Below are 15294 nucleotides of genomic sequence, written 5' to 3'. Positions count from 1 at the left end.
ATGAAATCAAAAAGGATTACATTACTGATTATACTTTTTTGTTCTATTGTCCTGGTCTCAACTTTCGGACTCATTCAGCGCAGCAAGAAAACAAGTACTTTATTCTCTTGGTCAATAGAAAATAAAACTGAAAAATTGATCAACAATTATCAAAAATCATTAAGGATCGATCGTGTATTTCAGTATATCAATCCACAAGGATTTAACGATGGCACCCTCACAGCATTTATCCGTGAACAGAATAAAAAAAATGTGTCAGTATATGCGATGGATGGCGGATATTATTGGGGAACAACCGATTATGGTTATGATGAGATGACAAACTTCGTCGACCAAGTAGCTGAATTCAATTCTAAGCAGGATGAAGAAATGGCAATAAAGGGAATTGTTTTTGATGTCGAACCTGCACAAGATGAAAACTGGAAAGAGAATGAAAGCCAGATTATGAAACATTTTACAGACAATATGATTAAAGCCTACGAATATGCTTCTAATAAGGGTCTAGTTGTCGTGGTTTGTATCACATATTGGTATGATGAGGATCATCTGGCAGAATTAAGAAGGCTTATAAAAGATGGATCAGATGAAATAGCTGTTATGAATTATTACCGAGGAAAAGAAATCGATCATATAAAAACAGAAGTTGAGATTGCAAAGGAATACAACAAACCGATCATGACGATCTTTGAATTTGATAAACCAGATAATGAAGCCATATTTGAACAAAATTCTTATTATGATCAAGGTCCTGAAGCGGCACAGACTGTTTTTGATGAAATGGATGATTACTTTAACTATGACGGATTAACTCCAGGTTGGCATCAATTGAGATAATATTCGAATGTAACCGACCAGTCAATTTTGAAAATTGAAGTGAGTTTAAACGAAAGGAGACCTATAGTATGAAAGGTCTCCTTTCAATTCTTCTCTCCTAACCTCCCTACTCACTCATTAAAGCTTATTGTCCTCACTATCTTTAAAACACTTTCATTCATTGTATTTTGACTATCATATTAGCTAAATTTAATTTTACTAGGTTGTTGTTCCTTCGTGGGTTTGTATAACAATCTTTAAATGAAACTAAAATGTTACCTAAAGTATTGGTATTAGATATCAAATAGAATGAAAATAAGCCTATTGATCTATCCAAATAAGCCTAAAATACGCATTAATTCATATTGATTAATAGTATTTCGCTATGTGATACTGAATGAAAGCGTTTGCGCAAATATGAAACTCCATGAGAAATTCATTCACTTATTTTACTTTGCCTATTTATGCAAACGTTTCCACTGTTAGCTGTTATACAGTTGAAACTACTCAAATAGGAAGGGAGAGAAGAATTTTATGCAAAAAAGATTAGGCCGGCGGTTTACTGTATTAGTCTTAATTTTCGTGATGCAGCTAAGTGTTACTTTGCCGTTTGTTCCACATCAGGAGGTACATGCAGAATCGAGTACCGATAACCGTACGGTTCGTCTGACGTATGAACGTGAAGATGGGAATTATGATGGCTGGGATGTTTGGGTTTGGAATACGGGAGTTAAGGACGATAATATTGATTTTACGAAATTTGAAAATGGTGCAGCTACTGCTTTTATTGAGGTAGCTCCGACTACAAAGGAAATAGGCTTTATCATTCGAAAACAAGATTGGAGTGATCGTGAACCGAATAATCAGCAAATTGATCGGTTCATCCAGATCAATCAGCAGGAATCAGTCACCAAAGCAACTGTACAGCAAGGGAACGAAGATGTTCATATCGTCCCTGAAATTCCACAAGCACAGATTAATAATGGGGCAGCAGCATTCTATTATCGTGATTCCGCTTTGTATAAGAATGACGAGATGGATAGCCTGGAAAAAGTAGAATTAAAGATTGCGAATGATACGTTTGAGATGGTCTATGATGAAGCAAATGAGCGCTTTGAATATGTATATGAGGATTTTCCAGAAGGAACCTATCCTTATTTATTCCTTGTAACGAAGGACGGTCAAACGGAAGAAGTAACAGATCCGTATGATGAGGAGTCTGTCATCAAAAATCTGAAAGTAGATATAGCAGTATCAGCGACAGTAAATCCTCAAAGCATTCATTATAACGAAAATGCCGTTCTTTCTCTGAATATCGAAAATGAGAGCGGTGCGGGAATTAGGGAAATTTTTGCTGATGCGTCAGCGCTCGGCGGACCAGAGAAATTAGCAATTGATCCTGAATTAAAGGAAGGAACGATCGCTGTCAAAGAGGAAGTGCCTGCTGGCGTAAAAGAAATTCCACTCACGATCGTGGATGAATTCGGCAATGAACATAACGGGACAGCGACAGTTGAAGTGAAAACGCGTGAACTTGCTGAAGGAGAAGACTTTGACTGGGACGAAGCTGTTATTTACTTTCTTTTAACAGACAGATTTTTTGATGGAGATACAGCGAATAATGATCCCTATGATTTAAATTACAATAAGAGTAAGCCGGGGACCTATCAGGGTGGAGATTTAAAGGGGATTACCGAGAAGTTGAATTATCTCGATAACCTTGGGGTCAATACGATTTGGATTAGCCCTATTGTAGAAAATATCAAATATGATGTCCGTCACAATACCCAGGATGCTTTTCCTGATCAGCCTTTTTACGGATACCATGGATATTGGGGAAGTGATTTCGAGAATTTAAATCCGCATTTTGGAGATATCGAAGACCTGCATGAGCTGATTGATGAAGCAGCAGCCCGTGATATGAAAATCATGGTCGATGTGGTCCTTAATCACGCTGGGTACGGCTTGAAAGAGGTTGATGGTGAACTTCCTGAAGCTGAACAGCCTCCGGGATATCCAACGGATGAAGAACGGTCGGCGTACAGTTCTTTGGTAAGACAGGGAAGTAATGTAGGCAGTGATGAGGTTATTGGGGAGCTTGCAGGTCTTCCGGATTTTATCACAGAAGATCCAGAGGTTCGTGACCAGGTCATACAATGGCAAAAAGACTGGATCGAAAAATCGCGGACGGAAAATGGCAATGCTATCTCTTATTTTCGGGTAGATACGGTTAAGCATGCTGAACATACCACATGGAAAGCATTTAAAAATGCCATGACAAATGCAGATCCTTCTTTCAAGATGATTGGCGAAGCTTGGGGAGCCAATCAGTATGAAGATTTTGATTTCCTGCAGACAGGTGAAATGGATTCATTGCTTGATTTTCAGTTTAAAGAAATTGCCAGAGATTTTGTTAATGGCAATATCGAACATGCGAATGAGCTCCTTGAAAGCAGAAATAGCAGTCTCTCCAATACAGCAACGCTCGGGCAATTCCTTGGCAGTCATGATGAAGATGGTTTCTTATATTCCCTCGGCAATGATGAAGGAAAGTTAAAGGCAGCAGCCACACTGCAGCTGACAGCAAAGGGACAGCCAGTGATCTATTATGGCGAGGAACTTGGCTTAAGCGGAGCGAATAACTACCCAATCCAGGATAATCGGTACAACATGGACTGGGAACGGGCCAATGACAATGCGATTTTAAATCATTATGAAAAGGTATTGAATTTCCGGGAAGAATTTTCAGAGACACTATCCCGAGGAACACGAGCTGCTATTGCAGGATCAGATGCGGAGCAATTTCTGCTGGTTGAACGCAAGCACAAGGATGAGTCTGTGTATGTAGGCTTGAATGTTTCTAACGGTGAAAAAGAAGTAACTTTATCTGTAGACTCAGCTGAAACTGTGGTGACGGACCATTATTCGGGCAGCGAATATAAAGCAGATGGTGATCAGATTACGATTAAACTTCCATCCATGGCTGATGGCGGAACTGTACTGCTGACTGCAGAAAATGGTGCAATCATCGAAAAAGAGAAGCAAGAGGAAGCAGAGATTCCCGAGGGTACACTAAGAGTTCATTATGAACGATCAGACAATGACTTTACAGGATTAGGATTATGGTTCTGGGGAGATGTAGAAAAGCCGTCGGAACAAAATGGAAGCTGGCCTAATGGAGCAACGGCGTTTACAGAAAACCCTCTAACCGACTATGGTGCCTATGTGGATATCAAGCTGACAGAAGCTGCAGAGACAGTTGAGATGCTTGTTAATCATTCCAATGGGGCCAACATAACAGGGGACATTTCAGTCGATATTCTATCACCTGAAATGAATGAAATTTGGCTATCCGAGGATGGAAACGTTTCACTATTTGAACCAGCTGACCTCGATCCAAATTCACTGCGGATTCATTATTATAGTGAGAGCGGTGTCTATGAACCTTGGGGATTATGGTCATGGGGCGATGTAGCGGAGCCTAGTACGAACTGGCCTATGGGTGCACAGGCATTTTCAAATGAGCAAGCAGGAAAATATGGTGCATATGTAGATGTAAAACTCGCTGAAAATGCGGAAGAAATGGGCTTTCTATTAGTAGAAAGACAAAATGGAGGCAGTCAGACTGGAGATATGGTTTTCTCCGATTTTGAAGAGCATAATCAAATTTTCATCAGAGAGGGCGACAACACCGTCTATACTAATCCCTATTATCAATTTGAACAAGGAATTGAGTATGGCGAACTGGTTGCATTAGACGAGATTGAACTGACTTTTTCATCAACAGGAGATTTTACAGAGCAGGAACTCCTCGAAAATATTGAGCTGAAAGACAAAGATGGAAATGCTGTGAATATAAGCTCGGCTGTAAAGAATGAAGATGGCAAGACCGTTCATCTGAAAGGTACTTTTGATGTGGAACTTGCGCCATACAATGCTGCCTTTATGAATCGGTCGGTACAGGTGAATAAAAGCTATAAGCTTACCGATAAGTTATTTAGCTATGATGGCGATGATCTCGGAGCAACGTTAAACAAGAATAAATCTGCGACGTTAAAGGTTTGGTCGCCTAGTGCTGATCATGTCTCCGTTATTTTATATGATAAAAAAGATCAGGACAAAGTGATTGGCAAGCCTGTTCCGATGAAGAAAGGTGATCATGGAGTCTGGGAGGTTACGCTAAACAAACGCAATACGGGTGTTTCTAACCTTAAGGGATATTATTATCATTATGAAATCGATCGGGATGGAGAAAAAGTGCTCGCCCTCGATCCGTATGCAAAATCAATGGCAGCATGGAATGTGGAAGAAGTAAGTGAATTTCCAGTTGGAAAAGCAGCGATAGTTGATCCATCGAAAATTGGCCCGAAACTTCGTTATGCAGATATTGACGGATTTGAAGAACGGGAAGATGCCATAATTTATGAGGCACATGTCCGTGACTTTACATCAGATCCGAGTATTGCAGATGATTTGAAATCCGATTATGGAACATTTTCTGCATTCATTGAGAAGCTGGATTATTTGGAGGATTTAGGCGTTACTCATATTCAGCTGCTTCCGGTCATGAACTTTTACAATGTAAATGAATATGATCGTAAAAGGCTTCTAGAGTATTCATCCAGTGACAACAATTATAACTGGGGTTATGATCCGCATAGCTATTTTTCATTAACAGGCATGTATTCGGAAGATCCGGATGACGCCGAGAAAAGGATAAAGGAATTTAAAAAGTTAATTAAGGAAATTCACAAGCGTGATATGGGCGTCGTCCTTGATGTCGTGTACAACCATACAGCAAAGGTAGAAATTTTTGAAAATCTCGAACCGAATTACTATCACTTTATGGATGCAGATGGGACGCCAAGAGAGAGTTTTGGCGGCGGGCGTTTAGGCACGACACATGAAATGGCCAGAAAAGTCCTTGTTGATTCGATCACGTATTGGGTGGATGAGTTTAAAGTGGATGGATTCCGCTTCGACATGATGGGAGACCATGATGCCGAGACCATCCAAATCGCCTATGACAAAGCAAAAGAACTGAATCCCAACATCATTATGGTTGGAGAAGGATGGAGAACATACGCGGGCGATGAGACTGGCGGAGAGGTGATGCCGGCGGATCAGGATTGGATGCAGCATACAGATAGCGTTGCGTCATTCTCTGATGAAATTAGAAATGAGCTGAAATCTGGTTTCGGTTCAGAAGGGGAACCTCGCTTTTTAACGGGCGGAGCAAGGAATATTCAGCAGATTTTCGATAATGTGACTGCCAATCCGCATAATTTCCTGGCAGATGACCCTGGCGATGTTCTAACTTACATTGCTGCACATGACAATTTAACTCTTCATGACGTAATCGCACAGTCGATTAAAAAAGATCCGAAAGCTCATGAAGAAGAAATTCATAAGCGCATTCGACTTGGAAATACCCTGGTGCTGACATCACAGGGAACAGCCTTCCTGCATTCTGGTCAGGAATATGGCCGAACAAAGCAATTCCGGCACGAGGATTTCAAGAATCCTGTAGACAATCCGCCATACAAATCAACGTTTATGACGGATAAAGACGGCAATCCATTTGAATACCCATATTTCATCCATGATTCCTATGATTCAAGTGATGCCGTGAATAAGTTTGATTGGGAAAAAGCCACAAATGCAAAAAAATATCCTGTCCAAACAGAGACAAAGAACTATACAGAGGGACTTATTGAACTGCGCCGCTCCACGGATGCCTTTACATTGGGTACGAGAGATGAAGTAAACAATAACGTAACTCTTATCGACGCCCCAGAAATACAGGAGCAGGATTTAATTATTGGCTATCACGCCAAAGAGTCCGAGAAGGAATCGTATTATGTATTCATTAATGCCGACGATCAAGAACGGACACTTACGCTTGATGACTACGATTTAAGCGGCGGCAAAGTAATAGTAGACAGTGATGAAGCAGGGATTAAAGAGGTGAAAGACCCATCTGGATTTGAATTATCCAAAGATACCATTACAATTGATGCTCTAACTGCCGTGATTATGAAAGTAGGCGGAGAGAAAAAACGCGGAAAGAAAAAGAAACATTAACAAAGCTTGAAAAGGCAGAGGCATATTTATAAACCCGAACTACTAGGCTTATTAGTAGTTTGGGTTTTTCTCTTTGCCTTTCAAAAATTGAAGGAAGACTTGAACCCCAAGCCTCCCACCAATCTACTTCCGATATTCCTTCTCAGCTCCACCGCTAAATTGAATCTCTAACTCAATATTTTGCGCGTCTTCAGGTATGCTGAATGCCTCACTTACTGTAGTTAAAACTTCTTCATCTGGTGTATTTTCATCAAAGTTAAAAGAAGAAAACATACTGTCTAGTTCTTCCATCGCTGCGTCACCATTTAAATCGATATCCTGTGATTGATCACGGTAGGATGCCTCCATTTGGTCATTTGTTTCATTTTCATAGTCAACATCAAGAGCATCATTATGATCTTGATAATCTGCATCAAGATCAAAGTGTGTAAAATTATATCCAGTATTGTCAGTGCTTTCGTTAGCTGTATTATTTTCTTCTGTCTGCTGCTGATTGCTCTCTGCAGCGTTCTCTGGAGGGTTTTCTACTTCATCATTATCACCACAAGCAGCAAGAACGATGGATAAAACCAGTAAAATACCCACCCATAGTATATTTTTTTTCACTGGACATCACTCCTTCATTTTCGTTGTTTTCATTATTGCCAAATGAGATGCAGGGTAAACCATTTACCCTTATACATGTAAGGGACAGGAAAAAATTTTAATCTCCAGATATTTTTTGTTAAAATACATATGACAAACTATACGGTTATTTGGTGCCCAGGAGGTCTATTCATGATAACGATTAAAGAAATAGCTGAAAGGGCAAGTGTTTCGCGCACAACCGTTTCAAGAGTTCTCAATAATAATGGTTACGTGAGTGAAGATGTTAAGAAGAGAGTTTTAAAGGTAATCAAGGAGACAGGGTATATACCCAGCGAAAATGCTAAATCTTTACGGACGAAAAAAACGAAGGTGATTGGTGTTATTCTTCCTAAAATCAGCACTGAAACATCGAGCCGTCTTGTAAAAGGTTTGGACGAAGTGTTTGCAAAAGAAGGCTATCAGATTCTTTTAACCAATACAAATCTTGTTCCTGAAAAGGAGATCGAGTATTTAAGGCTATTGAAAAGCAGGCATGTGGATGGAATTATTTTATCTACGACAATTATTAATCAGCCTTTAGTTGAGGAAATCAGCCAGCTGAAAATCCCATTTGTAACAGTAGGGCAGCAGATATCGAAAATTTCCAATGTGCTTTTTGATGATTATCAGGCCTCTAAAGATTTGGTTAACCTTATGATTAAAAAAGGGTACAAGCATATTGCGTTTATAGGCGTACACGAAGAGGACCGCTCGGTTGGCTATTTAAGAAAAGCTGGCTACTTGGATGCAATGAAAGAAATTAACCTGCCGATTGAAGACTGCTGGGTTCAACAGGGGATTTTTGATGTGGACTCTGGCTATCATTCAATGAGAGAAATCGTCAAAAATTCTAAACAAAAGCCTGATGCGGTGCTTGCTGTAACAGACCGGCTTGCTATTGGCGCTATGCAATATATTAAAGAAGCAGGTTTATCCATACCAGATGATATCGCCGTAGCAGGAATGGGGGCATCAGAACTATCCAGATTCGTTTCTCCGTCCTTAACGACCATTGATTTCTCAATGGAAGAAGTGGGACTTGAAGCAGCTGATTTATTATTAGATCAAATAAATGGTAGAAATACTCATGAAAAAATCAGGAAAGTAGAATATAGACTTATTGAACGTTCAAGTATATAATGACGGTGTAATCGATTTCATTATTGCGGATTTTGATTACACTTTATTTTTGTCAAACATGGAATCGATACCATAAAGTTGAATATTCTAAAAAGTTAGTGTACTCTTAGTTATATGGAATCGATTCCACAAACAAACAGGGGTGATTAAAATGTCGGAAAATCGCAAAATTGCACAAGATGTAATGGAGGCTGTTGGCGGCAAGGATAATATTCAATCAGTAGCCCATTGTGCAACAAGATTAAGAATTATGGTCATCGATAAGGAAAAAGTTGATCAGGAACAAGTAGAACAAATCAATAAAGTAAAAGGAGCGTTCTATAACTCTGGTCAATACCAGATTATCTTTGGCACTGGCACAGTTAATCGAATTTATGAAGAGATAACAAGTTTGGGGCTTGATACGACATCTGCTTCCGAACAGAAACAAGAAGCAATCAAAAGCGGATCGAAATTTCAACGGGCAATCCGTACTTTTGGAGATGTTTTTGTACCCATTATTCCTGTGTTAGTCGCAACCGGATTATTTATGGGGATCCGCGGCTTGGTTATGCAAGAACAAATATTAGACCTCTTTGGCATGCAGCCGGATGATATCTCAGAAAACTTTTTGCTGTTCACACAGGTTTTAACAGATACAGCATTTGCTTTCCTGCCAGCACTTGTTGCCTGGTCAACGTTTAGGGTATTTGGAGGAACGCCGATTATTGGTTTGGTTCTTGGTCTTATGCTCGTATCTCCTTCGCTGCCAAATGCCTATGATGTTGCAGGCGGGAATGTGGAAGCACTGCGCTTCTTCGACTTTATTCCAGTCGTTGGTTACCAGGGATCCGTTATTCCAGCATTTATTGCGGGTCTAATTGGAGCAAAGCTTGAAAGAGCGATTAGAAAACGCACACCTGAATCATTAGACTTAATTCTTACACCGTTTCTTACATTGCTTGTGATGATTGCTCTTTCACTATTAGTGATCGGACCTATTTTCCATGCAGTTGAACAAGGAATTTTAGATGTTGCCACACATGTCCTTTCATGGCCATTTGGTCTAGCCGGACTATTAATCGGCGGACTGAATCAGCTAATCGTCATCACAGGTGTCCACCATGTGTTCAATATGCTGGAAATTCAGCTGCTTGCTGAGTTTAATAACAACCCATATAACGCTATTGTAACTGGTGCGGTAGCTGCACAGGGGGGAGCGGCTTTGGCAGTTGGATTAAAAACAAACTCTGCAAAATTAAAGGCATTGGCTCTGCCATCTTCATTATCAGCCTTTTTGGGAATCACCGAGCCAGCTGTTTTCGGGGTAAACCTTCGTTATGGGAAACCATTTATTATGGCACTGATCGGCGGAGCCGCAAGTGGATTTTTAGCTTCAATACTAGGGATAAAGGCAACGGGTATGGCAGTTACCGCACTTCCTGGCATACTGCTTTATTTAGATGGCCAGGTTCTGCAATATATTTTAGTAAACGTTGTTGCCGTTGCTGTTGCGTTTGTTTTGACATGGATGTTCGGCTTCTCTGATAAAGAACAAGAGAAAATAGGCAAGTCTGAGTAATGCTTTGACTACAGCAGGCCTGGATGATCAGCACCCGCCCCGCTGGAAAGCGAGTACCCTGGAGTGGAAATCGCACTAAGAAACTACTTTTTAAATACAACAATTTGCGAAGATCACCATTCCTTTAGAGGAGGTTCTGGAATGACAGAAATCCTTATTCAAAAAGCTTATAAGGAAGTAAAAAAATATAGAAATAAGGTTAAAAATGATCCTTACCGGCTGAACTATCATCTTATGCCGCCGGTTGGACTGCTGAATGATCCGAATGGGTTAATCCAATTTAAAGGTGTATATCATGTTTTCTACCAATGGAATCCGTTTGAAACGGCGCATGGAGCAAAATTTTGGGGTCATTATACGTCGGAAGATATGGTTTATTGGCGGGAGGAGCCAATTGCCTTGGCTCCAGATGAGTGGTATGACAAAAACGGCTGTTACTCTGGCAGTGCGGTAGAAGAGGATGGAAAACTGTACCTCTTTTACACAGGAAATGTGAAGAATGATGATGGAACCCGGGAAACGTATCAATGCCTTGCCGTGTCTGAAAATGGGATTCAATTTGAAAAGCTTGGTCCTGTGTTAAAGCTTCCCGAACAGTATACACCCCATTTTCGCGATCCGAAGGTTTGGAAGAAAGGTGACCACTGGTATATGGTTGTTGGCGCACAGACCTTGGATGAAAAAGGGATAGTAGCCTTGTTTCATTCTAATGACTTGTTTCATTGGGAGGAAGCGGGGACGATTGCCGGATCGGATATGAATGGCCTGAAGGACTTTGGATATATGTGGGAATGTCCGGATCTGATTCATTTAAATGGCAAAGATGTCTTATTGGTTTCGCCTCAGGGACTTAATCCAGACGGTGATTTTTATCAGAATTTATTCCAATCTGGTTATTTTATCGGGGAGCTGGATTATGAGCCATTGAAGTATCAGCATGGGTCATTTACTGAACTTGACCGCGGCTTTGACTTTTATGCACCGCAAACCTTTACAGATGAAATCGGGAGAACTATTTTATACGCCTGGATGGGGATTACCGATGAGATGGAAGCACATCAGCCAACCGTTGAGAATGGCTGGGTTCATGCCCTGACCATTCCAAGAGAATTAGAACTTCAGGGCGGGAAAGTTATTCAAAAACCAGTGGAAGAATTGAAAAAGCTTCGAAAAGATCAAGCTTTGGTGAAAAATAATGAATTTGAAGCTGTTTCAGCAGAATTAGTTATAGACTTCCAAAAAAATGGTCCATTTAAAATTACATTTCGAAATGAAGCATCCTTAAGTTATGATACCGGCAAACTTACGTTAAAAAGGAGAAATTTAAAGACGGGTGAGGCAGAATCAAGAACCTGCAAACTAGCTTCTGTTTCTAAGCTGCACATATTTATGGACCATTCCTCCTTGGAAATTTTTATCAATGGTGGTGAAGAGGTATTTACTGCGCGCTATTTTCCAGATTCCGAAAATGTGATAGTTAGCATTGAAGGAAAAGCAGAATTTACTTTGATTAAGTGGGATCTTGGTTAAGCGGAAGAAATATGGCAGATGAACGGCAAGCATTTGGGCACCGTTGCATAAGAAGCGTGGTTCATTGGTATAATCTATTTGAATATTAATAAAGCCTAAAATCCCCTTGATTCTTAAGTTAAGGGGTATTTTAGGCTGGATTTATTTAATGGCTTTGTTTATATACATTATCTTTAAAATCTATTACATTTACAAAATAGACTTAATCGTGCTTCCAATCAAATGCCTGATTCATTTCTTCTAAATTTGTAGAATTTCACTAACTTCTCAAATGGGAATGGGCCAATTTTTATAGTGTTCGATCAGTTGGGATGAACAATTAGCAAGAGAAATCTAGGATAAATGTTGTTGCTTCCCTAGTATTTATCAGGCTGTTTCAATTAATCTTTTCTTCATAAGAAAACAAAAATTAAAATGTAAAAAATCAGACTTATCAGCTAAAACTTTACATCCTTAACTTTATACCGATATAAAGAAAAATTAGTATGAAGGAGCTCATTTTATGAATTCTACGATTCAGGCAGTAGTCAATATTGCCCCGATTATTAAAGATACACTAGGACCGACAGCTGCATTAGGTGTCCTGGATACAGAGAAATTTGTTTACTATTCTCCATCCACTCTCTTAAATATTAAGGTAGAGGTAGGAGTATCAAGACTGGATGAATATGATGCTTATCTGCGTGCACTTAAAGGAGAACATTTTGTTTCCAAAACAATGGATCCCACCATATTTGGTGCAGCAGCTGTGACTTCTATTACTCCGATTCATGATTTAGAAACAAATGAAATCGTTGGCTTGTTATCTTTAACACGAACATTGGAGCATCAGGAGAAGCTAGATAAAGAGCTTAGCAGACTAAATGATGTCATCGATGCATTACAAGGAAAGGTACAGCATGTAGCCGCACAGTCAGAAGAGCTTTCCGCAACTAGCAGTGACATTAACATGCAGGCGCAAAGTGCAAACAAAAATTCAAAACAAATTGGGGAAGTCGTTCAATTAATTGAACAGATCTCTACGCAGACGAATCTCCTAGGATTAAATGCAGCTATCGAGGCAGCACGTTCTGGCGAAGCAGGAAGAGGCTTTGGTGTCGTGGCTGATGAAATTAGAAAACTATCGAATAATACAAAGGATGCAGTGAAGACAATCGATCAATCCTTAACTGAAATCAGATCCAGTATTGAAAACCTGACAGTTAGCATTAATGAAGTTTCAGCGTCATCGGATGAGCAGTCAGTCACGATGGTTCAATTCATGCAGGATATACAGGCTTTAGATGAAAAAAGTAAACAAATCATTGAAAAAATGAAGCAAGTAACGAACCAGGAATAGGAGATTAAAATATGAATTTAACACTGCAAGCATTTGTAAAACTAGCCCCTGAAATCAAAAAGAATCTTGGTGAAAATTGTGCCGTTGTGGTTACAGACAGAGAAAATTTTATCTTTTCTTCTCAATCAAAAGATTTGGATTATAGTGTTAAAGTTGGTGACTCTGCATTTACTAAAGATAATGAACTCTTACGGCATGCTCTAGAAGGGCAAAAAGTACAATTACATATTCCAAAAGAACGATATGGCATCGGTATGCACTACTCTGCCAACCCTATTCGTGATGAAAACGGTGAGATCGTTGGTGTATTCCAAATTACTAAAACATTAAAAGATGAAGAACTGCTTGATAAAGATCTAGATGAATTGCGCTCAATTGTCAGCAGTCTGCAAGGAAAGGTGGAGCAAGTTGCAGCCCAAGCTGAGGAACTTTCTGCTACGAGCACGGATATAAACGATCAAGCAGCATATGCAAATGCGAACACTCAAGATATTGGTAAGGTCGTTAAACTAATTGAAGATATTTCTGCACAGACGAATCTGCTGGGCTTAAATGCAGCAATAGAAGCAGCCCGCTCTGGCGAAGCAGGAAGAGGCTTCGGTGTTGTTGCAGATGAGATACGTAAGCTTTCGATCGGCACGAAGGATGCAGTAGGTACAATCGCTCAATCCCTTCAAGAAATACGGACAAATATGGAGAATTTGAAAGAGAGTATTGATGAAGTATCCATCGCCTCAGCAGAGCAATCGCGGGTAATGGTTGAATTTATGGAAGATATACAAAGTCTTAATGAGCAAAGCAATGATATCGGGCAATACATCAAAGATATCACTACTTGAAATCTGCTTTAAATACATATAGAAGGACCAGCCAGTTTGCAACAGTTATTCATAGTAAATAAGACAGGTGGAACATGTAGAGAAATATACATTCTGTTATTAATGTCTTAATGTCTAAGATGTGTTTAAGAAAAACAAAGATGTTATGAGCAAATTATTTATGGTACGTAAAAGCAGAGTAATTGTAATAAGAAAGTAAGTTATATATAGTAAGTAGGGTATTGCAGATTTAAAAGTGATGATAGGATGGATCATCTGAGAATATATATATGGTCGAGTTTTAAGTTAAGTATCTATCATTCAAGAGTACAGCTATTTACTGAAAACGGGGGATTAAGAGATGAAGTCTTTGGTATATTACGGTTCGAAAGATGTGAAAATTGAAGAAATCAATTCACCAGAAGTTAAGCAAGGAACGGTAAAGGTAAAAGTTAAATTTGCTGGTATTTGTGGGACAGATTTACACGAATATCTACATAAAACATTTGTAACAGAAAATAAAATGATTTTAGGCCACGAATTTACAGGCGAAATTGTGGAAGTTGGCAAGAATGTAACGAAATTTAAAGCTGGCGATCGCGTTGCTATTGAACCTATTTGGGGATGTGGCGAGTGTGAAACATGCAGAACAGGTAATTATAATATTTGCCCTGATATGAAATCATATGGTATTCACGAAAATGGCGGTTTTGCTGAATATGTTGTCGTTAAAGAATCAAATGTATTTTTGCTGCCTGATACACTTAGCTATGAATATGCGGCGCTAATAGAGCCTCTTGCCGTTGTATTGCAGGCAATTCGAAAAAGTAAGTTTAAAATTGGGGACCGTGTAGCTCTTTTTGGGGCAGGACCAATTGGACTCCTCTTATCTGAGAGCTTAAGAGCAGCAGGAGCCAGTAAGATCTTTGTAGCGGAAGTAAGTGAAGAACGCAGAGAATTAGCATTAAAGATGGGTGCAGATGTCGTTATTAATCCACTCGAAGAGGATGCTGTTCAAGTTATTAAAGAACATACCAATGGGGGAGTGGATGTTTCCTTTGATGTGGCGGGTGTAGAAGCTACTTTTAACCAATCACTTGATGTCATTAAACCGAATGGTGAGTTAATGATTGTTAGTGTGTTCGCCAATCCAATTAAATATCATCCAACAACTCAAGTAATCGGAGAGAAAAAAATCAACTCTTCTCTTGGTTATAATAACATCTTCCCTCAAGCAATCGATTTGTTATCAAAGGGATCATTGAATGTTGAGCCGGTCATCACAAGTATTATAAATTTAGATAATATTGTGGAAGATGGGTTCGAAAAACTGATCAATGATAAAAAAGAATGTAAGATTTTAGTTCGTCCGAGCTAATCAC

9 protein-coding genes are annotated in these 15294 nt (G+C 39.5%); 8 read left to right on the top strand and 1 reads right to left on the bottom strand.

The genetic code is table 11. The features are described from left to right. Together J1899_RS21920 and J1899_RS21915 are read left to right on the top strand one after the other, a co-directional pair. Positions 1-834, top strand: coding sequence for a hypothetical protein (locus tag J1899_RS21920; protein ID WP_214476755.1), 834 nt, complete (start codon positions 1-3; stop codon positions 832-834). 513 nt (positions 835-1347) lie between these two features. Then, a complete protein-coding gene (locus J1899_RS21915) occupies positions 1348-6897 on the top strand; it encodes a pullulanase (RefSeq protein WP_214476753.1) in 5550 nt (1849 codons plus the stop codon). A gap of 123 nt (positions 6898-7020) precedes the next feature. Here the strand turns inward: J1899_RS21915 and J1899_RS21910 are convergent, their stop codons facing one another. Next, entirely contained in the window at positions 7021-7503 is a 483-nt protein-coding gene (locus J1899_RS21910; protein WP_214476751.1) for a YusW family protein, read from the bottom strand. A gap of 171 nt (positions 7504-7674) precedes the next feature. On the opposite strand from J1899_RS21910, the gene J1899_RS21905 reads away from it, so the two are divergent. The 6 genes from J1899_RS21905 to J1899_RS21880 all read left to right on the top strand — a co-directional run bounded on the left by J1899_RS21905 (position 7675) and on the right by J1899_RS21880 (position 15290). Next, entirely contained in the window at positions 7675-8664 is a 990-nt protein-coding gene (locus J1899_RS21905) for a LacI family DNA-binding transcriptional regulator (RefSeq protein ID WP_066442005.1), read from the top strand. Positions 8665-8815: 151 nt separating this feature from the next. Beyond that, on the top strand, positions 8816-10225 hold the full coding sequence (locus J1899_RS21900; protein WP_214476749.1) for a sucrose-specific PTS transporter subunit IIBC: 1410 nt from the start codon (positions 8816-8818) through the stop codon (positions 10223-10225). 141 nt (positions 10226-10366) lie between these two features. Beyond that, positions 10367-11755, top strand: a complete 1389-nt coding sequence (locus J1899_RS21895) for a sucrose-6-phosphate hydrolase (RefSeq protein WP_066442008.1) — start codon at positions 10367-10369, stop codon at positions 11753-11755. 502 nt (positions 11756-12257) lie between these two features. Further along, positions 12258-13094, top strand: a complete 837-nt coding sequence (locus J1899_RS22800) for a methyl-accepting chemotaxis protein (protein ID WP_214476746.1) — start codon at positions 12258-12260, stop codon at positions 13092-13094. Positions 13095-13105: 11 nt separating this feature from the next. Continuing rightward, complete coding sequence (locus tag J1899_RS22795; RefSeq protein WP_214476744.1) at positions 13106-13933, top strand: methyl-accepting chemotaxis protein; 828 nt, start codon at positions 13106-13108, stop codon at positions 13931-13933. Positions 13934-14273: 340 nt separating this feature from the next. Further along, positions 14274-15290 carry a 2,3-butanediol dehydrogenase gene (locus J1899_RS21880; protein ID WP_214476742.1) on the top strand — a complete coding sequence of 339 codons (1017 nt, stop codon included), beginning with the start codon at positions 14274-14276 and terminating at the stop codon, positions 15288-15290. Positions 15291-15294 lie beyond the last annotated feature (4 nt).

This window comes from Cytobacillus gottheilii (assembly GCF_018582665.1).
Classification (GTDB): Bacteria; Bacillota; Bacilli; order Bacillales; family Cytobacillaceae; genus Cytobacillus; species Cytobacillus gottheilii.
Note: the sequence above shows the minus strand (reverse complement) of the source record. Positions and strands in the feature narration are given on the sequence as shown.